This is a genomic window from Faecalimonas nexilis (assembly GCF_059731825.1).
Genome location: NZ_AP029189.1, coordinates 2,122,946 through 2,143,543 on the forward strand (window position 1 = coordinate 2,122,946; position 20,598 = coordinate 2,143,543).

The window sequence follows — 20,598 nt, forward strand, 5'->3', positions numbered from 1 at the left end:
CTCCTACACTTCTTTTTCTTTCAAACTGTCCAGACCGATTTTCACCAAATCCAACATTCGTTTCCATTCTTTTTTCAAATACAGATATCCGAGCAACGCCTCGAATCCGGTTGCTCTTCTATAATCGGTAATCGATTGATTTTTTGCCGGAGATACCGATTTTGCGTTTCTTCCACGCTTGTAAACAGCATGTTCTTCTTCTGTCAGCTCTTCCTGCATCGCGCGCATCATGAGAGACTGGGTGGACGCCTGAACATACATGCTGGTCTCCTTGTGCAGCTTATTCACCTGGCGGTTGCCTTGATTGATCACAAGGCTTTTGATAATCAAATCGTATATACTATCTCCTATATATGCCAATGTAAGAGGTGAATAACTGTTAACATCCACCTCTTTCATTTGAAAAACTTCTTGCATATAGGAATCAAATTCAAACCCTATGCTCTTTTCCATTTTACTCCTTCACGTGTATCCTCTAAAATAATTCCTTTTTCCAACAACTCGTTACGAATCTCATCTGCACGTTTAAAATTCTTTTCTTTTCTCGCCGCCTGGCGCTCCTCGATCAGCTTTTCAATATCTTCCGCAAGCAGCTCCTCTTCTTTTTCTACGATCAATCCAAGTACATCTGCCAGCTTCACAATCAGATCATGAAGTCCTTTCAAATACTCTTTTGAACTTTCTGCTGTCGCAGTCGTATTTGCAAATTTTACAAGTTCAAAAATAGAAGCAATTGCATCGGCAGTATTAAAATCATCTTCCATCGCCGTCTCAAAGCCTTCCACGAATTCTTTCGTCTTTTCGAAGGTTTCCTTCTCCACATCTGTCATCGCCTCAGCCGAAGTTGCATTTTCCAAATGTTTCAGATTGTCCACAGCGGTCACGATACGTGTGAGACCATTTTTTGATGCTTCCATTAAATCAGCACTAAAGTTCAACGGGCTTCTGTAATGTGCGCTCAGCATAAAGAAACGAAGCACCTGAAGGTCATACTGTTCGCTGATCTCTCTCACTGTTCTGAAGTTACCAAGCGATTTTGACATCTTACGGTTATCAATATTTAAAAATGCATTGTGCATCCAATACCTTGCAAACTCTTTTCCATTTGCCGCCTCACTTTGTGCAATCTCGTTTTCATGGTGCGGGAATACAAGGTCCTCCCCTCCCGCATGGATGTCAATCTGATCTCCGAGATATTTTTTCGACATCACAGAACACTCAATATGCCATCCAGGACGTCCGTCGCACCAAGGCGACTCCCACGCCGGCTCTCCTTCTTTTTTCGGTTTCCAAAGAACAAAATCCAATGGGTCTTCTTTTTCAGCTTCCCCTGACACTAACAGAGAGCGTCCTCCTGACTGCAGATCATCCAAATTCTTATGAGAAAGCTTTCCATACTCATCAAACTTTCTTGTGCGGAAATACACCGTACCATTCTTTTCGTAAGCATACCCCTTATCGATCAATTCCTGAATCATCTCGATCATGCCACAGATTTCTTCTGTTGCAAGCGGATGCTTTGTGGCAGGCTTCACGTTCATCCCAGCCATATCTTTTTTGCATTCTGCAATGTATCTCTGCGAAATCTCATTTGCAGATACACCTTCCTCAATCGCTTTTTTGATAATCTTATCATCGACGTCTGTAAAGTTTGATACAAAGTTCACATCATAGCCTTTGTACTCAAAATAACGTCTCACTGTATCAAATACAATCATCGGTCTTGCATTTCCGATATGGATAAAATTGTATACCGTCGGACCGCAGACATACATCTTAACTTTTCCTTCTTCCAACGGAATAAATTCTTCTTTTCTTCTTGATAATGTGTTATATAATTTCATAATGTCCTCCTTCTTGTGCATCATCTGCGTCCTTCTTAGTGACACATCTGAGCTGACTTTCTAATTCTTTTAATTGTTTTTTCAATTTCAGATTATCCTGATGAAGTTCTCTTAGGTCATTCAGTACCGGATCCGGTAAATGCACCTGATCCATATCTGTTCTCGGGATTTTTTTATCACCCATTCTCACAATTCTTCCCGGTACACCGACCACCGTACAATTTGGCGGGACTTCTTCCAGAACAACTGAGCCTGCACCTATCTTTGAGTTCTCCCCTATCGTGAAAGAGCCAAGAATCTTCGCTCCGGCGCTCACCATAACATTGTCTTCCAACGTCGGATGCCGTTTCCCCTTTTCCTTTCCGGTTCCTCCAAGTGTGACTCCCTGATACAGTGTCACATTGTCACCGATCACCGTCGTCTCTCCTATGATCACACCGCTTCCGTGATCGATAAAGAGCCCTTTTCCGATGGTCGCCCCCGGATGAATCTCTATCCCGGTCTTTCTGGCAGCACGCTGCGAAACCCATCTCGCAAGAAAATAGTGTTTGTTCAAAAACAGCTTATGTGCCACCCGATAACTCAATATGGCTTTAAAACTGGAATAAAGAAGCACCTCCATCCCTGTCTTGATGGCAGGATCTCGTTCTTTGATTACGTTTAATTCCTCTTTTATATATGATATCATTCCCATCAACGTTCCTCCCAAATTCACAGATCTTCTATGTCGCAATTATTGCACAGGCGAAATTTCCTGTGCAATAAAAAACTTCGCCTCTAATACTCTAGAGACGAAGTTCAATCCGCGGTTCCACTCTAATAAAGGAATCTCCTTCCTTCACTTGATGCATGTAACGTATGCTGCCCGAATTCGGCTACTGTCTGTTCGCCAAACCAACTCCCGAATGCACTTCATATATTCTTTCCTCAAAATTGCTTTCAGCCGATGGCAATCTCTCTCTGTCAGTTCCAAATATACTACTCTTTTCGTTCTAAGTCTTTCTCACTATATTTATACAGTTTATGAAAATTTTTTTGTTTTGTCAACCTTTATACTACTTCATTCAAAAAAACTTTTGACAACGGAATAAATTTTTTAAGATTTTCTTTTAATTCTTTTTCGAGATGCCTATCTTCTTTGGAGGGATAGCCAAACATGAAATTTGTGAGTTCTCCAACAGAAATTGCTCCGCAGGAATGCTCCGGTGTTTCACATCTTCCCACAACAGTCACGCCGTTCAGTGCATCTCCAACAATATGAAAGATATGATGGTTCTCTTCCAAAAATGAATCTATAACTTGTACATAAAAATCCACATCTTCTTTTAAAGAAAAGCATTTTAAGAAGGTCTCTAAATGCAAAATCCGCACCATGATCATCGGCACTTCTTTTTCTGTTCCATATGCACCGCATTTTACACGTTCCTGTTCATTTCCAGTTAATGTATAAACGGCATGCAAAAAATCTTCTTCTCTCAAAAACAGTGGTTCACGAATCTCATACCGCTCCCCTTTCGCATAACAGTACATTCCCACGATGTGATCATCTCTCTTTGCCATGACAATTCCACCTTGTTCACTTTTCTGCTCTGCGAGAACCGTTCTATAATACTTCTCATCCCGCACTGCCACAACCTGCTCATCCTCCAGAAATTGATTTGCAAATTCTGCAAGTTTTACACAGTCCTTCTCATCTGCAAGGACAATCTTTAGCGTCTCTTCTTTTTTCTCTCTCCCCGACACTTCACATTGCCCTTGATTGTAGACAAATCGAAAATCATACGGATAGTATATTGCCTCCGCAGCCGGCATCAAAAACGTAAATGGTTCTTTTCTGTCATACATTTCTCGCATCACATGTTTTAAAAGCCGTCCCATCAGCCCACGTTTCCGGTATTTTTCATCTGTCGCAACCGCAATAATGTAGTTCGTAGAAAAGCTGGCTTTGTTCACACGCAGCCGGTAAGGATTCAGTTGGAGCATTGACCGAATCGTTTGATCTTCTTCCATGACAAAAATCTCATTTTCAGCTGTTTTAATACTATAATAATAATCCAAAAACGCCTCCGTATCTTCGGTAAAAATCTCCTCCCAAAGTCTCCGCGTCTTCTCATGTTCCGTCTTTTCTAATTTTCTCAGATTCATTCTTTACGCTTCCTTACCATTGCTTCTTACACACCCTCTGCAACCGACGCAATTTTTTTCTTCACTGTCAGCCACTTTATAGCTGGCAAGATTTGTAATCTTTTCAATCGCACAGATTGCCTGAGAAGAAATTCCATCTCCATTCCCTGTAAATCCAAGACCTTCTTCTGTCGTCGCCTTTACATTTACCTGATCCACCTCGATTTTCAACGCCTCGGCAATATTTTTTCTCATCATCTCTATATGCGGCAGCATCTTTGGGCGCTGTGCAATAATCGTAGCATCAATATTCTCAATCACATAAAGATGCTCGTCCAAAAGTTTTCCCACATGCTGAAGCAGGAGAATACTGGAAATTCCTCTATATCGCTCATCGCTGTCCGGAAAATGCTTTCCGATATCTCCAAGTGCCGCTGCTCCCAAAAGTGCATCCATAATTGCATGAACAAGCACATCCGCATCAGAATGACCGAGCAGTCCTTTCTCGTATGGAATATTCACGCCCCCTAAAATTAAATCTCTTCCCTCTGTCAATTTATGCACATCATATCCTAATCCTACTCTCATCTATGCCACTCTCCTTTTTATGGAATTTTTTATTACGCAAAAAGAGGCTAACGCACCAGCATCAACCCCTTCTTCTTAGTAGCGGGAACTGGATTTGAACCAGCGACACCACGGGTATGAACCGTGTGCTCTAGCCAACTGAGCTATCCCGCCATATTCTGTTTGAAATACACCTCACTGCTAAGTGAAATGTTATGGGACCAATAGGGCTCGAACCTATGACCCTCTGCTTGTAAGGCAGATGCTCTCCCAGCTGAGCTATGATCCCATATAGTAGCGGGAACTGGATTTGAACCAGCGACACCACGGGTATGAACCGTGTGCTCTAGCCAACTGAGCTATCCCGCCTTGCTGTGAACACTTAGTGACAGTTCTCTTGTCACTTACGTGCGATGCACATCGACGCCCTTAGTGAGGTTCTTTCGAACTTAGTAGTCGATGCTATATTACCACATTCGATAATATGATGGTAATATCATGGGACCAATAGGGCTCGAACCTATGACCCTCTGCTTGTAAGGCAGATGCTCTCCCAGCTGAGCTATGATCCCATATGCTTGCGGGTTATCTCTAACCCGCTCTGCTATTATACTATCATCTTCGACAAAATGTCAACACTTTTTTTAATTTTTTTTATTTTTTCAAATTTTTACACAATTCCCTGTGCTGTCATAGCCTCTACAACCTTCTCAAATCCGGCGATATTGGCACCTACTACGTAATTTCCTTTTGCTCCGTATTTCTCAGCAGCATCTGCCATATTGTGGCAAATATTTACCATAATACCTTTCAACTTGCTGTCAACTTCTTCGAATGTCCAGCTCAGACGTTCGCTGTTCTGTGACATCTCAAGCGCAGATGTAGCAACTCCACCAGCATTTGCAGCCTTACCTGGTGCGAACAATACACCATTTGCCTGAAGATATTCCGTAGCTTCCATTGTTGTAGGCATGTTTGCACCTTCTGCCACTGCAATAACACCGTTGGCAACTAACGCTTTTGCATCCTCTAAATGTAATTCGTTCTGAGTTGCACATGGAAGAGCGATATCCACTTTCACATTCCATACGCCTCGTCCTTCATGATATTCAGAGTTTGGACGATAATTTTTATATTCTGTCAAACGCGCACGTTTTACTTCTTTGATCTCTTTCAATGCCGCAACATCAATTCCTTCCGGATCGTATACCCATCCTGTAGAATCACTCACTGTCACAACTTTTGCTCCAAGCTCCTGTGCTTTTTGTGTTGCGTAGATTGCAACATTACCAGAACCTGACACTGCAACTGTCTTGCCTGCAAGTTCGATTCCATTTAATTTCAGCATCTCTTCTGTCAGATATAACAGACCATATCCTGTTGCTTCTGTTCTCGCAAGAGATCCACCATAACTTAATCCTTTTCCTGTAAGCACACCTTCGTATACTCCGCGAATGCGTTTGTACTGTCCGAACATGTAACCGATCTCTCTTGCTCCTGTTCCGATATCTCCTGCTGGAACGTCTGTATCTGCTCCAATATATTTACACAATTCTGTCATAAAGCTTTGGCAGAATGCCATTACTTCTCTGTCTGATTTTCCTTTTGGATCAAAATCAGAACCACCTTTTCCTCCACCGATTGGAAGTCCAGTCAATGAGTTTTTGAAAATTTGTTCAAAACCTAAGAATTTGATAATACCTAAGTTTACAGAAGGATGAAGACGTAATCCACCTTTGTATGGTCCGATCGCACTGTTGAACTGTACACGGTATCCTGTGTTAACCTGAACCTGTCCGTTATCATCTACCCAAGGCACTCGGAATTTGAACTGTCTTTCTGGTTCAACAAGTCTTTCTAAAAGCGCGTCCTTTCTGAATTTCTCTTCATTCGCTTCCACAACAACTCTAAGAGATTCCAACACCTCTTTTACAGCCTGATGAAATTCAGGTTCTGCTGGGTTTTTTTTCACAACTAATGCAATTACCTCATCTACATATGACATATTGTTTTCCTCCTAAATAATAAAATTAGCCGCACAGAATCCATCTGCACGGCCCCATTGCCTCATTACACTTTATCAGTATAACGTGTTGTCCTATGAAAGTCAAGATTTTTTTAGATAATATACTTTTTTTCCTTTTATCATATCCTCTCTCAAAATCTCGTTCTTTGTCATGTATTCAAGAAACGGATTGATAAACTCTTTCGGATTCGTCACACCCATCTTATTTTTACTGTAAAACTGTCCCACCTGAACATCCTTGATCAACTGTTCAATCTCATTTTTCCGAAGATATTCTTTCTTTTTCAGTTCCTTTTTCACAATCTTGCAGCACTTTGCATATAGCATCCTTGCAAGCTCCTGTGACTGGCTCTGTGCTTTTTTCAGTCCCCACGCATAGAGAACTGCCCCAAGAACCGCAAACATTAAAATATAGATTACATATCTACTAAGCATCTTTTCTTTCCTCTTTCAACAACACAAACTTATTGTCCCTCATAATCTCAACAAATTTAATCAGTCTTTCATAAACCGGATCCGCTTTTTTCCCAAACTCCTGCCTCACCAGCTCGGCAACCTCATGCATATCTCTTTTTCCGTCTAACTGTTTCCACACAAAGCTTCCGAGTGCATCCATCGCAATCTCGCTCTGCTTTGGTCTGTGAAATACTTTCTGTGCAAGCCAATGATAGAATCCTTTCCACTCAATGATCAGGCATACCAAACCATCCTCTTTTTCCTTCCATGCATAAGCCGGATTCTTCATAAACACATAATCCAAATAATTCTCTTTCTTTTCTTTCTTCCGTCCCATAGCTCTATCAGCCTTTCCGTTAAAATAGAGTTTTTTATATCATAACAAATTTCATGCAGCCTGTCAAAAGGCTGCATGAACACTTTACTCTTCTAATTAATTTTTATTTTCTTTTGAAAACAGTGTTACTTTGAACAGTGAACCGATAACTACAACTAAGAAGATGAGAATCGCGCCAATCTGTCCAAGTGAGAATCCTCCTAACAATTTTGTCAGATCAAGTTCCACTACAGCGAATACCGCAAGTAAAATTCCGACAAGACCTTCACCGGCAATCATACCTGAAGTATAGAGAATACCTCTGTCGATAGCAGCTTTTTTCTTTTCTTCTGAAAGACCGCGTTTCTTTTCAACAACAAGTCTTACAAGACCACCTGCCATGATACCGGCATTTAAAGAAAGTGGTAAGTACATACCTACTGCAAACGGAAGTACCGGAATTCTCAAAATCTCAACTACAATTGCGATTGCTGCACCGGCTCCGATCAATCCCCAAGGAAGATCTGCATTCATAACACCTTCCACGATCATTCTCATCATTGTAGCCTGCGCTGCCGGAAGTTCTGTTGAACCATATCCCCATGCTTCGTTGAGCAGGTAAAGTACTCCACCGATTGCAAGTGAAGATGTAAGAACACCGATCAATTCTCCCCACTGCTGTTTCTTTGGTGTGGCACCAACGATAAATCCAGTCTTCAAATCCTGAGATGTATCACCCGCAATTGCTGCTACGATACAGATAATAGAACCGATTGCGATTGCACCTTTCATACCTGTCGCACCATCGAGACCTGTTGCTTTTAATAAGATTGTCGCAATCAAAAGTGTTGCGATTGCCATACCGGATACCGGGTTATTACTGCTTCCGATCAGACCAACCATTCTAGATGATACTGTCGCAAAGAAGAAACCAAAGATTACGACGATAACTGCTCCCAATAAATTGATTGGGAATGTAGGAAGCAACCAAATTGCAATTGCAATGACTCCAACACCGATTAAGATAACCGGCATCGGCATATCCTGATCTGTTCTCAGTCCACTTGCTGCTTTTCCCTTATTATTAGACATACTCTTCATTGCCTGAGAGAACGTCTTTACAATCAATGGCAATGATTTGATCAAACTGATGATACCACCTGTTGCAACTGCACCGGCACCTATGTACTTAATGTAAGTTCCCCATAACTCACTTGGCGCAAGCGAACTGATTGGTTTTGTTCCAGGGAAGATGATCGCATCCCCTGCAAACAAGCTGATCAATGGCATCAATACGAACCAGCTGAGCACACTACCGGAGAACATGTAGCTTGCAATTCTTGGTCCACAGATGTAACCAACGCCTACAAGTGCAGGAAGCACATCCATACCGACTGCCGACCCTTTGTATGCCTTAATATCATAGTTTACACTGCTTGGGAACACTCCCAAACCGTCAGCCACAAATTTGTATACTGCCGCAATCCCAAGTCCGGAAAATACGACAGATGCTTTTGATCCTCCCTCTTCACCTGCAAGAAGTACTTCTGCACAGGCAGTTCCTTCCGGATATGGAAGCACACCGTGTTCTTCAACAATCAACGCTTTACGAAGCGGAATCATGAATAAAACACCCAATGTACCACCGACAAGTGCTATCAAGAAAATCTCAAAAAGTCCAGGTGCTTCAATTCCTTCCACACCATCTGCTGCCCACAAGAATAATGCAGGCAATGTAAAAATTGCTCCGGCCGCAACTGATTCACCAGCTGAACCGATTGTCTGTACCATGTTATTCTCTAAGATAGAATCTCTTCTGAGAATCACACGAATAATTCCCATGGAAAGAACTGCCGCAGGAATTGATGCAGACACAGTCATTCCAACTCTCAATCCAAGGTACGCATTCGCCGCACCAAAGACTACCGCCAAAAGAATACCAATGAACAGCGATGTAAATGTGAACTCTGGTACTATTTTGTCAGCGGAAATAAATGGTTTAAAATCTTTTTTGTTATCCATCCTTTTCTCTCCCATTCTTTATTATTTTAATGCTTTATCTCCACAAAGCATTATAGCACCTTTCTGTCCATAAGTCACGTACTTTTGTTTTTATTTTATATTTTTTCGTAATTTTTGCATTTTATTCAGTTTTAAATCCGCCACTTTCAATAAAATTGTCTATACTTCTCATGATGACAAATCCAATCACAAACAAAAGAATCAATGCTAAAATTAATATAAAGTTTCTCATTCTCACTCACCTCTTCTTCTACACTGTATTCTAGCAATCCTCTTGTTAAAATCTGATAAAAACAAATCTGTTTCCGTAAAGATTGTATTAAAACATTTTTTTCTTTATATAATCTTTATATTAATTTTTCTTTCTTAATGTGTTTTTAATTTACTATCTCTTATAATCTATATAGTTTATAAATAATCAAAGAGGTGATTTTTATATCTTCTATACAAAAACTTTATCATCATTTTCTTCACCTTTCGCCTATGAAGATTATTTTATTTGGATACTGCGCGATCATATGTATCGGTTCTATACTTTTGGCTCTTCCTATTTCTACAAGAAATCCGGATGCAGCCAATTTATTTACCGGTTTTTTCACAGCCACGTCTGCAACGTGCGTGACCGGTCTGATCCAGGTTGATACATACACCCATTGGTCTTTCTTCGGTCAGGGTGTCATTCTCTGTCTGATTCAGATTGGCGGAATCGGATTCATGACACTTTGCATTTCGATCATGACACTCACGAAGCGAAAGATTGGTTTGGTATCCAGATCATTGATGCAGAACTCGGTCTCTGCTCCACAAATTGGCGGAATTGTAAAAATGACACGCTTTATCATAATAGGTACGTTTTCTATTGAATTTTTAGGGGCTTTTTTACTTGCCTTTCACTTTTGTCCCAAGTTTGGGCTCTCAAAAGGAATCTGGTTCTCCATTTTCCACAGCATCTCCGCATTTTGCAATGCAGGATTTGATTTAATGGGGAGTGTACAGCCATTTTCCTCACTGACAGGAGAAGTTGGAAACTGGTATGTGAATCTTATCATTATGGCGCTTATTATCATCGGGGGACTTGGTTTCTTCGTTTGGCGGGACATATTAGCAACAAAATTACATTTTCACAAAATGCAGCTTCACACCAAACTTGTTTTGAGTGTCTCACTTTTCCTGATCGCAGCCGGCACGCTTTTGCTTTTTGTATGTGAACGTGGGACAGGTGCCTATCAGGATCTGACACTTTCCGAACAGGTCGCAGCATCAGCTTTTCAGTCTGTCAGTGCAAGAACTGCCGGATTCAACAGTGTTAACCTGTCTGCTCTGACTCAGACTGGTCGATTTCTGATTATCAGTCTGATGCTGATTGGCGGTTCCCCTGGCTCTACCGCCGGCGGAATCAAAACAACAACTTTTGCCGTTTTGGTTCTTTCTGTCATCACGACATTTCGCAGCAGAAAATCTACCGAAGTGTTCGGCAGACGCCTGGAAGACTTCATCACAAGAAAGGCAACCTGCATTTTCTTTTTGTATATTACATTCTCGTTCTCTGCGGCTATGATCATATCCAGAATTGAGAACATTGACTTTTTAGATTCTTTATTTGAAAGTGTATCGGCAATCGCAACAGTTGGACTTTCCACTGGAATCACACCGGAACTGATGCCGCTGTCTCACGCGTTGCTTGCATTTTTAATGATATTCGGAAGGGTTGGTTCCCTTACCATGCTTTTAGCTTTTTCATTTACAAGAAAACAGCTTCCATCGGCTCTGCCACTGGAAAAAATTCAACTTGGTTAAGAGGTATTGATTATGAAATCTATTTTAGTAATTGGACTTGGACGTTTCGGACGTCACATCACACGTAAATTTTTAGAGGAAGGCAATTCGGTACTTGCTGTCGAAAAAAACGAAGGGCGTGCAGACAATGCCATCAACATTCTGCCGGACATTCAGATTGCTGATGCCACAAACGAGACCTTCATCAAATCTCTTGGTGTCAATAATTTCGATCTTTGTGTAGTCGCAATCGGAGATAATTTTCAAAGCGCACTTGAGATCACTGTTCTGTTAAAAGATTTTGGAGCGAAGTACATTCTCGCCCGCGCCTGCAGAGACGTACACCGCAAATTACTGCTTAGAAACGGAGCTGATCACGTCGTCTATGCAGAACGCGAAATGGCAGAGCGTCTCGCCATCAAATATGGCTCAAAAAATATTTTTGATTACATCGAACTCACACCGGAGGTTGCGATCTGTGAAGTGGCAGTTCCAGGCAATTGGATTGGCAAAAGCATCATCGAAAAATCTATACGAAACCGGTACAACATCAGCATTCTCGCAACAAAAAAAGAAGGGAAAATCTCCCCTCTTCCAGAACCGGAACACATTTTCACCCGCGATGAAACTTTAATCATCATGGGCGAAAAGAAAGTTATCCACTCTTTTACTTATTAACAACTCGAAGCATGCGGTAGCCGATGCCGATATGTGTCTGAATATATTGCGGCTGCGACGGGTTTTCTTCAATCTTCTTTCGAAGGGTTGCCATGAAAACCCGAAGCGATGCCACATCATTATCCCACGCACTTCCCCATATTTCTCTTGTAATGTAGGTGTGCGTCAACACTTTCCCTACATTCTTTGCAAGCAGACTCAATAATTTATACTCTGTCGAAGTCAGATGCAGTTCTTTTTCTTTCAAATATACACATCCGGACACATAATCAATCCGCAGATCTCCATTAACAAATTCTGTCTGCTCCTGCGACACACTCATGTACTGCAGCCTTCTTAGCGTCACGCGAAGCCTCGCCAAAAGTTCATCCACAGAAAATGGTTTGGTCAGATAATCGTCCGCCCCTGCATCCAGTGCATCAATCTTATCACGATCTTCGCTTCTTGCACTGATTACAATAATTGGAAGATTTGACCAGGAACGAACTTTTTTAATAATCTCAATTCCATCCATATCCGGAAGTCCCAGATCCAAAAGCATAATGTCCGGCTTTTGAGACACCGACTCTAAAAGAGCCTGCACGCCGTTTGGCGCTGTATGGAAACGATAGTCCTGTGTCTCTAATGTCGTCGTGATCAGGTTCCTGATCGCTGTATCGTCCTCTACTACTAATATCAATGGTTTATTCACTTATCGTTACCTCCTCAGCCTGTAATGTAAATGAAAATATCGTTCCGCTTGGAACGTTATCCGCAACCCAAATTGTTCCGCCATGTGCATGGATAATAGATTTTGCCAAAAACAGCCCAAGTCCAAGTCCTCTTCTGCTGTCCGCCGGCTTATTCTCAGCCGTATAAAACATATCGAAAATTTTTTCTTTTGCTTCCTCTTTGATTCCCTTTCCATTGTCTGCAACCGATATTTCTATCATATCTGCCTTTTGCACCGCAGAGACCTCTATGCGGGAACCTTCCTGTGTATATTTTATTGCATTTTCCACAAGATTGATCAGCACCTGCACTATCAATCTGGAATCCATCTTCGCAAGAAGCAATTCCTCGGACGGTTCGTACACTAGCTGATGTTCTTCCCGCTTTCTGCTAATATGCTTTAGCGCCTCCTCAATCACCTCGTCCACAAGCTCCACCTGCATATTGAGCTGCATAGAACTTTCTTCCAGGCGCGTCACGGAAAGCAGATTTTCCACAAGGTTGATCAGCCACATCGAATCGTCATAAATTCCCGTATACAGCTGTCTGCGTTTTTCTTTATCAAACGCTTCCTCGTTATTCAAAAGAATTGCCGCATTCCCCGATATACTTGTAAGCGGTGTTCGCAGATCATGCGAAATCGATCGCAGCAGATTTGCTCTCAGCTGCTCATTTTTCGCTTTTGTAACCGCCTCTTCTCGTTTTCGGTTATAGATCTCTTTCTCCAACGCCAATGCACATTCTCCCAAAATCGAGAGAAGCAGATTGCTTTCAAATGTATTTAACTGTACCCCTTTCAGAGCGATCCCGATCACACCATATACATTGTCACAATTGCGGATCGTCAAATACATACAGACTGCATCTTTTTTTACTTCTGTACCCGCACCGGCACGCTTCTTGCTCTCAAATGCGTACCGGGCAGTTTCCCGCTCTTTCGCGCTTATATAGATCTCTTTTTCCTGTTCTCCTTGCGCAAGGCAGACCGACGGCTCACAAAGAATTCCGTCTGTACATTCATAATACACGACACTTTTCCCGATCAATTTCACAATCTGTCCTGCCGCCTCTCGTATGATTTCTTCTGCGTTTTCTGCCTTCTGCAGTATCTGATTCGTCTCCAGAAGAATTTTTGTGCGATAAGCCATCAACGCCGACTGTTCTGCCTGTTTTCTGAGCTGGATCGCTAAATTACTCGCAATGATCGCCGCAAGAAATGCAATCACGAACGTAATCGGATACCCGGAATCATATGCAGTGAGTGAAAATCTCGGCTCCGTATACAAAAAGTTAAAAAGCAGAACACTGCAAAGGGAGGAAAGCACACTCCACATTCTGCTTGCCGTGATCACGGCAGTGATCATAACCCCGAGCACATATACAATCAATATATTTGCTTCTGTAAACCTCAGGTAGCGAAACATCGCTCCAATCCCTGTCGCTATTGCCAAAATAACTATTGTGACACCAATTCCTTTCCAACTGTCATTGTGACGTTTGGCCCCTTGTTCTCCCATACACCTCTCCTATCAGATTGTAATTTATACCCATTATACCATACTATCAGTGAAATGTGTCTTGAAGTTTTACTCCGGTCTCATTTAACATCGCAATCAACAGCCCATATTCAAATTCCTGCAATTTTCGGCGTTCTTCCAAATAGATTCCAAGAATTCCTTTCACTTCTTTTTCGTTCTGAATCGGGATATACATCGCCTTTGCAGTCGGGAGTGTATGCGTACATGTTCCCGCGCGGTGATGATTTGCAGCTGACCACTGCGCCACTGCACGCTCCTGAGAATCCAAAAGGAACTCCAGCTGCTCCTTCGTCACGCCTTTTTTCGGAAATACAAGCGCATCATTTAAGAGTCCTTTTTCATTTACCGGATAAATGATCAAAGATAAATTCAGCAATTTTCCAACCTGTCCTGCCACTTGGTTCCACACTTCCAGCTCTGATTTACAACGTCGAAGCTTCTGACTGTTTTCCAGCAAAATCTCTGTACGGTACGCCTTTTTTACGCTCTCCCTGTTTTGCAATTTCAGTTTTCTTGTCTGAACAGCTGTAAACAGCCCCACAATAAAGAGCATCAGAAATGTAGTCGGATACCCCTTGTCATAAGCTTTTAAGGACAAATACGGCTCCGTAAAGAAAAAATTAAACGCCAGCACACTGAACATGGAAGAATACACCGCAAACAATTTATTGTCAGAGATATAAGATGACAACAATACCCCCAGAATGTACACCATAATAATGTTGGATTCCGGAAGATTCCATTTTTGTAGGACAAAGGCAACCATCGTAGTCAAAATCATTACAACCGTAATTGCAGCAAATCCCCAAAAAATTCGTTTCCACTTTTTCTCCCATCTCTCCGATCTGATATTCATCCTTGTGCGTATCTTTTTCTGCTTGATGTCCGGGATTACATAGACATCGATATTCGGTGCCCGGTTGTTAAGCTTCTCCAAAAGTTCCGGTCTTGGTTTTTGAATAAAACGGTTGTGATTTGTTCTGCCAAGAACCACTTTTGACACATTTCCGACAACTGCATACTCCGCAATCTGAAAACCGATATCTGAACCAAATACCGTCACAATCTTCGCTCCGAGCGAACGCGCAAGTTCCATGTGATTTTGAAGGCTCTGTTTTGTCTTTTCTCCTGCTTCCTGCATTTCCGGAGTCTCTACATAGATTCCTGTAAACTTTGCATGAAAAGCATATGCAAGCCGCGCAGCAGATCGAATTACCTTTGGGCTGGATTCGGCAGCCGAGATACATACGAGCACATGTTCTCCGGTATGGTATTCCATATCTCCCATAATATTTCGTTCTTCTTCCGCAATACGGTTCACACGATCCGCTGTCCTTCGCAGTGTAATCTCACGCAGTGCCGCAAGTTTTTCTCTTCGGAAAAAATGATCCAGCGCCCTCTGCGCCTGCTGCTTTTGATAAATTTTCCCTTCCTGCATACGCTTGATCAAATCTTCCGGCTCAATATCGATCACTTCCACCTGATCGGCATGGTCAAAAATGCGATCAGGGACTCTCTCCCGCACCTCGATATGCGTGATCGTCCCTACAAGATCGTTCAAACTCTCTAAATGCTGGATATTGATGGTTGTATACACATCAATTCCAGCTCTCAGTAATTCTTTTACATCCTGATATCGCTTATGGTTTCTGCATCCGGCAACATTGGTATGCGCAAGCTCATCTACCAGAATCAGTTTCGGCTTTCGTTTCAACGCCTGCTCCAGATCAAATTCCCGGAATTTCACTCCCTTATATTCAATCCAAAGCGGCGGTATCATCTCCAGTCCTTCCGTCAGCTTCAAGGTATCCGGTCTGTCATGCGGCTCAATATAACCGGCAACGACATCAATTCCATGCTTTTTTGCCTCATGCGCCGCCTCCAGCATAGTGTAAGTCTTTCCGGAGCCGGCTGCATAGCCCAAAAATATCTTTTATTTCCCACGTGTCGTCTGTTTTTGTTCTTCTTCATATTTCAGCCTTCTTAGAAGCTGTTCTGAATTTGGTCGCATCTCTTCCATCTATATGATCCCCATCGCTGCTGCAATATCCAGATTACATTTCAGTACATTTACTTTTTCTTCCCCGAAAATTCCAAGGAATTTTTCTTCTGTATGACTCTTTACGATTTCTTTGACTTTTTCTTCTGATAATCCAGAATTTTTTGCAACTGTTTCAATTTGAACTTCCGCTGCTTTCGGGCTGATATGTGGATCCAGTCCGGAACCGGAAGCTGTAAGTAAGTCAGCCGGAATATCTTCTTTCTTCACATCCGGATGCTCTTTTAAAAATGTTTCCAAATCCTTCTCCATTCGTTTTTCCAACTCCGGGTTCGAATTTCCATAATTAGAGCCTCCTGATGCAACTCCACTGTACTCTCCATTTTCTTTTTGCTCTTCTGTATATGTATTATAGTTTACAGCAGATACTCTTCCATGAAAGAAATAGTCTTCTGCAAAATCCTGTCCAATCAATTCAGAGCCGACCGCCTCTTCTGCATTTGAAATAGGTTCGCCGTTTTTATCGATCAGATTCCCGTTGGCTTTGTTTTTCATTGTAAGCTGACTAATTCCTGTCAATGCAAACGGATAGATAAATGCACAGATCACAAACATCACAAAACAAAACACAATGGATTTCCTTAACATTTTTCCAAGTTTCTTCATAGAATTTTCCTCCTTACATTCCGATCATACTAAGCAGCGGAGCAACGATCAGGTCAATCAATTTGATGCCGACAAACGGTACAATAATTCCGCCAAGTCCATAGATACTCATATTTTTCAAAAGAAGTCTTTCTGCTTTCATCGGTTTATATTTAACACCTTTCATAGCAATCGGAATCAACGCTGGAATAATAATGGCATTGAAGATCAACGCTGAAAGGATTGCACTTGCCGGTGTTGCCAAATGCATGATATTTAAAATCTGCATCTGTGGAAGTACCAGTGTAAACATTGCCGGGATGATTGCAAAGTATTTTGCAATATCATTCGCAATACTGAATGTCGTAAGAGAACCTCTTGTAATCAATAGCTGTTTTCCAATCTCTACCACTTCCAAAATTTTTGTCGGATCAGAATCCAGATCCACCATATTGGCCGCTTCTTTTGCAGCCTGTGTGCCGGAATTCATCGCAAGTCCGACATCCGCCTGTGCAAGCGCCGGCGCGTCATTTGTTCCATCACCTGTCATCGCAACCAATTTTCCTTCTGCCTGTTCCTTCTTAATCGCCTCGATTTTATCTTCCGGACGACATTCTGCGATAAACCCATCTACTCCTGCTTCCTTTGCGATTGTCGCAGCTGTGAGTGGATTATCTCCGGTACACATAATTGTTTTGATTCCAATCTCGCGAAGTCTCTCAAAACGTTCTACCAAGCCTGGTTTCACTGTATCCTTCAGATAAATCACACCATAAATTTTCTCATTGACACATACAACCAGCGGTGTTCCTCCGAGATTAGATACCTCCGCTACAATCTCTTCCAGATCTTTCGGAATATTTCCACCTTTTTCCTTTACAAATGTCTTGATCGCATCCGAAGCGCCTTTTCTTACAATCGTTCCGTCTTTGCAATCCACACCGCTCATCTTTGTCTGTGCTGTAAATTCCACAAAATTCATGCCCTCTGTATGAAATGCTTCCGTGTCACATCCCATCTGTCTTCCAAGATCTACCGTAGATTTTCCTTCCGGAGTCTCATCAAGCAACGAAGAAAGTACACTATACTGAATCAATTCTTCTTTTTCAACACCCTCAACCGGATAAAACTCTGCTGCCAGACGGTTTCCGTATGTGATAGTTCCTGTCTTATCCAAAATCATTGTGTCGACGTCACCACAAGCCTCCACCGCTTTTCCGGACATTGCAATAACATTGAAGCGAGTAACACGATCCATACCCGCAATACCAATCGCAGAGAGAAGTCCTCCGATCGTCGTCGGAATCAGGCAAACCATCAGCGCAATCGACCATGATATCGGAATCTCTACGCCCAAATAATTTGCAAATGGATACAGCGTGATAACCACGATCATAAAAATTACTGTCAACACGATCAAAAGTGTATTCAGCGCGATCTCATTTGGTGTCTTCTGTCTGGACGCCCCCTCTACAAGAGAGATCATCTTATCCAAAAATGATTCCCCAGGTTCTGCCACAATTCGAATCTTTAACCAGTCAGATACAACTGTTGTTCCTCCTGTCACGGAAGAGAAATCTCCGCCCGATTCACGGGTTACCGGTGCAGACTCTCCTGTGATTGCGGATTCATCTACTGATGCGATTCCTTCGATGACTTCACCATCATTTGGGATGACTTCCCCCATTTTCACCAATACGATATCACCTTTTCGAAGCTCTGATGCAAAGATCATTTCTTCTTCGCCATTTTGGCGGATCACTCTTGCCTTTGTATCCTTTTTCGTCTTCTTCAAAGTTGCTGCCTGTGCTTTTCCACGTCCCTCTGCCACAGATTCCGCAAAGTTTGCAAACAACACCATGATAAACAAAACAACTGTCACAATACCATTATAAATTCGATTTTCTCCTCCTTCACCGAATAAAGTCGGAAAAATCGTAAGCACCAATGTAATGAAAAATCCTAATTCTACGACAAACATTACCGGATTTTTTATCATATATCTCGGATCCAATTTTTGAAATGCTCCTATAATAGAAGATTTCATAATATCCGGTGTAATAAATTTCGTCTTTTCCTTTTTAGCCATGTCCCTAATCTCCTTTTCTTTGCTTTATCACATCCACATTGACAGATGCTCTGCAATCGGTCCCAATGCAAGTGCCGGGAAGAATGTCAAAGCTGCAAAAATGTAGACGATAAATACAAGGATAATCATAAATGTCACATTATCTGTTCGTAATGTTCCGATTGTCTCATTCACTTTCTTCTTTGCAAGAAGTGAACCTGCAATCGCAAGCTGTGCGATAATCGCAATATAGCGTCCGAAGAACATCGCAAGTCCGGTCGTCACATTCCAGAATGTGCTGTTGTCAGCCAAACCTTCGAATCCTGAACCATTGTTTGCCGCCGAAGAAGCATATTCATACAACACCTGCGTAAATCCATGGAATCCCGGATTGGTAATTCCATCCATACCTCCTGTGACAGACACAGCCAATGCTGAAAAGCCTAAAACCAAAAGCGGATGAATCAAGATGACAATCGCAACTAGTTTCATTTCTTTTCCTTCAATTTTTTTATTCAAATATTCCGGTGTACGCCCTACCATCAATCCGCAGATGAACACTGCAAGGATGACATACACAACCATATTCATCAGACCGACACCTTTTCCTCCGAACACACAGTTGAGCATCATATGCAGCAACGGTACCAGTCCTCCAAGCGGTGTCAGTGAGTCATGCATATTGTTTACAGTTCCTGTCGTAAACGAAGTCGTAACGGTCGTGAATAACGAAGATTGTGCCACTCCAAACCGAACTTCTTTTCCTTACATATTTCCGTCAGTCTGATCTACTCCCATGTCGCTGATCACAGGGTTTCCTGCCATCTCTGAATGGTAGCAAAGTGTGAGTCCTACCGCAAAAAGAATTGCCATTGCTCCAAAGATTACCGCTCCTTGTCTTCCCATCAGAATCCGTTTTTTTGTCGGCATTACTGCCTGCATCTCTTTTTTCTCTTTTTTTCTGTCATGCAGCATATGTCCAAATGTGACAACACATGCTCCCGGCAGAATCATCATAGAAATCAATTCTACCATATTCGAAATGATTGTCGGATTCTCAAAAGGCGTCGTTGAGTTTGCACCAAAGAATCCCCCACCGTTTGTTCCCAGATGTTTGATGGATTCCAGCGCCGCCACAGGTCCCATTGCCAAATCCTGAAACTTTCCTTCGATGGTGTTTACCGTCACATTTCCCATCAGTGTCTGTGGAACTCCCTGGCTGACTAACACCAATCCCAAGATCAGTGATACCGGAATCAAAATTCTTGTTATGATTCTCACCATATCTTTATAAAAATTTCCCATTTTTCTTCCGGAAAGGCCTCTGCAAAATGCCATACATGCTGCGTATCCGCTTGCTGCGGAAGTGAACATCATAAAGATGATGACACACATCTGACTCGCATAAGAAAGACCACTTTCTCCTGCATAGTGCTGTAAATTCGTATTTGTCATAAAGCTTATGATTGTATTGAATGAAAGGCTTGCGTCCATTCCTTCAATCCCGTTAGGATTTAAAAACAATACATTCTGAATTCTTAAAATCAAATATCCGACAAACACCATCACTGCATTGACCATCACCAAGGTGAGCGCATATTTTTTCCAGCCCATCTCCTCGTCTTTGATACCGCAGATTTTATAAATAAAATGATCAATCGGATTAAATACCTTATCTGCAAATGTTTTTTGATATGTGGCAATGTGGTACATATATTTTCCCATTGGAATGACAAGTATCAGAAAAATTGCCAGTGTAGCTATAATTTGTAACATGTCTCTTACCTCTCTCTATTCGTTTCATTCTTTTTCGGCTCTATCTGTGATT

General features: G+C 42.0%; 15 protein-coding genes, 4 tRNA genes, 2 pseudogenes and 1 other annotated feature. Of the genes and pseudogenes, 2 read left to right on the forward strand and 19 right to left on the reverse strand.

Annotated features, from left to right (window positions below; genetic code table 11):
- Positions 1-3: 3 nt before the first annotated feature.
- The 13 genes from AC6I5B_RS10855 to AC6I5B_RS10915 form a co-directional block, all read right to left on the reverse strand.
- Positions 4-453: a Mini-ribonuclease 3 gene (locus tag AC6I5B_RS10855; protein WP_118208585.1), complete on the reverse strand. Its 450-nt coding sequence runs from the start codon at positions 451-453 to the stop codon at positions 4-6.
- A complete protein-coding gene (cysS, locus tag AC6I5B_RS10860; RefSeq protein WP_118208586.1) occupies positions 438-1,844 on the reverse strand; it encodes a cysteine--tRNA ligase in 1,407 nt (468 codons plus the stop codon). The genes AC6I5B_RS10855 and cysS overlap by 16 nt, the downstream gene beginning before the upstream one ends.
- Positions 1,831-2,538 carry a serine O-acetyltransferase EpsC gene (gene epsC, locus AC6I5B_RS10865; RefSeq protein ID WP_004611225.1) on the reverse strand — a complete coding sequence of 236 codons (708 nt, stop codon included), beginning with the start codon at positions 2,536-2,538 and terminating at the stop codon, positions 1,831-1,833. The genes cysS and epsC overlap by 14 nt, the downstream gene beginning before the upstream one ends.
- A gap of 90 nt (positions 2,539-2,628) precedes the next feature.
- Positions 2,629-2,848, reverse strand: a binding site (T-box leader).
- 46 nt (positions 2,849-2,894) lie between these two features.
- Positions 2,895-3,989, reverse strand: coding sequence for a GNAT family N-acetyltransferase (locus AC6I5B_RS10870; RefSeq protein WP_004611226.1), 1,095 nt, complete (start codon positions 3,987-3,989; stop codon positions 2,895-2,897).
- A gap of 3 nt (positions 3,990-3,992) precedes the next feature.
- Entirely contained in the window at positions 3,993-4,556 is a 564-nt protein-coding gene (ispF, locus tag AC6I5B_RS10875; protein ID WP_004611227.1) for a 2-C-methyl-D-erythritol 2,4-cyclodiphosphate synthase, read from the reverse strand.
- Positions 4,557-4,635: 79 nt separating this feature from the next.
- Positions 4,636-4,709: transfer RNA gene (locus tag AC6I5B_RS10880), tRNA-Met, on the reverse strand.
- 42 nt (positions 4,710-4,751) lie between these two features.
- Positions 4,752-4,824: transfer RNA gene (locus AC6I5B_RS10885), tRNA-Val, on the reverse strand.
- A 6-nt stretch (positions 4,825-4,830) separates the two neighbouring features.
- Positions 4,831-4,904: transfer RNA gene (locus AC6I5B_RS10890), tRNA-Met, on the reverse strand.
- Between the two features lie 130 nt (positions 4,905-5,034).
- A tRNA-Val gene (locus AC6I5B_RS10895) sits at positions 5,035-5,107 on the reverse strand.
- 98 nt (positions 5,108-5,205) lie between these two features.
- A complete protein-coding gene (gdhA, locus tag AC6I5B_RS10900; protein ID WP_004611228.1) occupies positions 5,206-6,540 on the reverse strand; it encodes an NADP-specific glutamate dehydrogenase in 1,335 nt (444 codons plus the stop codon).
- A gap of 102 nt (positions 6,541-6,642) precedes the next feature.
- Complete coding sequence (locus tag AC6I5B_RS10905) at positions 6,643-6,996, reverse strand: hypothetical protein (protein ID WP_022249944.1); 354 nt, start codon at positions 6,994-6,996, stop codon at positions 6,643-6,645.
- On the reverse strand, positions 6,989-7,354 hold the full coding sequence (locus AC6I5B_RS10910; RefSeq protein ID WP_004611230.1) for a PqqD family protein: 366 nt from the start codon (positions 7,352-7,354) through the stop codon (positions 6,989-6,991). The genes AC6I5B_RS10905 and AC6I5B_RS10910 overlap by 8 nt, the downstream gene beginning before the upstream one ends.
- A gap of 96 nt (positions 7,355-7,450) precedes the next feature.
- On the reverse strand, positions 7,451-9,355 hold the full coding sequence (locus tag AC6I5B_RS10915; RefSeq protein WP_022249943.1) for an OPT family oligopeptide transporter: 1,905 nt from the start codon (positions 9,353-9,355) through the stop codon (positions 7,451-7,453).
- A 483-nt stretch (positions 9,356-9,838) separates the two neighbouring features.
- Between AC6I5B_RS10915 and AC6I5B_RS10920 the strand changes: the two genes are divergently transcribed.
- Both AC6I5B_RS10920 and AC6I5B_RS10925 read left to right on the forward strand, forming a co-directional pair.
- Positions 9,839-11,152 (forward strand): TrkH family potassium uptake protein, encoded by a 1,314-nt coding sequence (locus tag AC6I5B_RS10920; protein ID WP_004611233.1) that lies wholly within the window; start codon positions 9,839-9,841, stop codon positions 11,150-11,152.
- Between the two features lie 12 nt (positions 11,153-11,164).
- On the forward strand, positions 11,165-11,809 hold the full coding sequence (locus tag AC6I5B_RS10925; RefSeq protein WP_004611234.1) for a potassium channel family protein: 645 nt from the start codon (positions 11,165-11,167) through the stop codon (positions 11,807-11,809).
- On the opposite strand, the gene AC6I5B_RS10930 is transcribed toward AC6I5B_RS10925, so the two are convergent.
- The 6 genes and pseudogenes from AC6I5B_RS10930 to AC6I5B_RS10955 form a co-directional block, all read right to left on the reverse strand.
- Positions 11,799-12,500, reverse strand: coding sequence for a response regulator (locus AC6I5B_RS10930; RefSeq protein WP_004611235.1), 702 nt, complete (start codon positions 12,498-12,500; stop codon positions 11,799-11,801). The two genes, AC6I5B_RS10925 and AC6I5B_RS10930, sit on opposite strands and share 11 nt — an antisense overlap.
- A complete protein-coding gene (locus AC6I5B_RS10935) occupies positions 12,493-14,037 on the reverse strand; it encodes an ATP-binding protein (RefSeq protein WP_004611236.1) in 1,545 nt (514 codons plus the stop codon). The genes AC6I5B_RS10930 and AC6I5B_RS10935 overlap by 8 nt, the downstream gene beginning before the upstream one ends.
- A gap of 46 nt (positions 14,038-14,083) precedes the next feature.
- Positions 14,084-16,078: pseudogene (locus tag AC6I5B_RS10940) on the reverse strand (DUF4118 domain-containing protein).
- Positions 16,079-16,723, reverse strand: a complete 645-nt coding sequence (gene kdpC, locus AC6I5B_RS10945) for a potassium-transporting ATPase subunit KdpC (protein WP_004611238.1) — start codon at positions 16,721-16,723, stop codon at positions 16,079-16,081. It abuts the pseudogene before it with no gap.
- A gap of 13 nt (positions 16,724-16,736) precedes the next feature.
- Positions 16,737-18,791 (reverse strand): potassium-transporting ATPase subunit KdpB, encoded by a 2,055-nt coding sequence (gene kdpB, locus AC6I5B_RS10950; RefSeq protein ID WP_117787773.1) that lies wholly within the window; start codon positions 18,789-18,791, stop codon positions 16,737-16,739.
- Positions 18,792-18,818: 27 nt separating this feature from the next.
- Positions 18,819-20,546, reverse strand: a pseudogene (locus tag AC6I5B_RS10955) (potassium-transporting ATPase subunit KdpA).
- Positions 20,547-20,598: the final 52 nt, after the last annotated feature.

Bases quoted from the DNA above. Each gene is read 5' to 3' on its own strand.
- AC6I5B_RS10855 (WP_118208585.1), bottom strand. From the start codon at position 453: ATGGAAAAGAGCATAGGGTTTGAATTTGATTCCTATATGCAAGAAGTT.
- cysS (WP_118208586.1), bottom strand. From the start codon at position 1,844: ATGAAATTATATAACACATTATCAAGAAGAAAAGAAGAATTTATTCCG.
- epsC (WP_004611225.1), bottom strand. From the start codon at position 2,538: ATGGGAATGATATCATATATAAAAGAGGAATTAAACGTAATCAAAGAA.
- AC6I5B_RS10870 (WP_004611226.1), bottom strand. From the start codon at position 3,989: ATGAATCTGAGAAAATTAGAAAAGACGGAACATGAGAAGACGCGGAGA.
- ispF (WP_004611227.1), bottom strand. From the start codon at position 4,556: ATGAGAGTAGGATTAGGATATGATGTGCATAAATTGACAGAGGGAAGA.
- gdhA (WP_004611228.1), bottom strand. From the start codon at position 6,540: ATGTCATATGTAGATGAGGTAATTGCATTAGTTGTGAAAAAAAACCCA.
- AC6I5B_RS10905 (WP_022249944.1), bottom strand. From the start codon at position 6,996: ATGCTTAGTAGATATGTAATCTATATTTTAATGTTTGCGGTTCTTGGG.
- AC6I5B_RS10910 (WP_004611230.1), bottom strand. From the start codon at position 7,354: ATGGGACGGAAGAAAGAAAAGAAAGAGAATTATTTGGATTATGTGTTT.
- AC6I5B_RS10915 (WP_022249943.1), bottom strand. From the start codon at position 9,355: ATGGATAACAAAAAAGATTTTAAACCATTTATTTCCGCTGACAAAATA.
- AC6I5B_RS10920 (WP_004611233.1), top strand. From the start codon at position 9,839: ATGAAGATTATTTTATTTGGATACTGCGCGATCATATGTATCGGTTCT.
- AC6I5B_RS10925 (WP_004611234.1), top strand. From the start codon at position 11,165: ATGAAATCTATTTTAGTAATTGGACTTGGACGTTTCGGACGTCACATC.
- AC6I5B_RS10935 (WP_004611236.1), bottom strand. From the start codon at position 14,037: ATGGGAGAACAAGGGGCCAAACGTCACAATGACAGTTGGAAAGGAATT.
- kdpC (WP_004611238.1), bottom strand. From the start codon at position 16,723: ATGAAGAAACTTGGAAAAATGTTAAGGAAATCCATTGTGTTTTGTTTT.
- kdpB (WP_117787773.1), bottom strand. From the start codon at position 18,791: ATGGCTAAAAAGGAAAAGACGAAATTTATTACACCGGATATTATGAAA.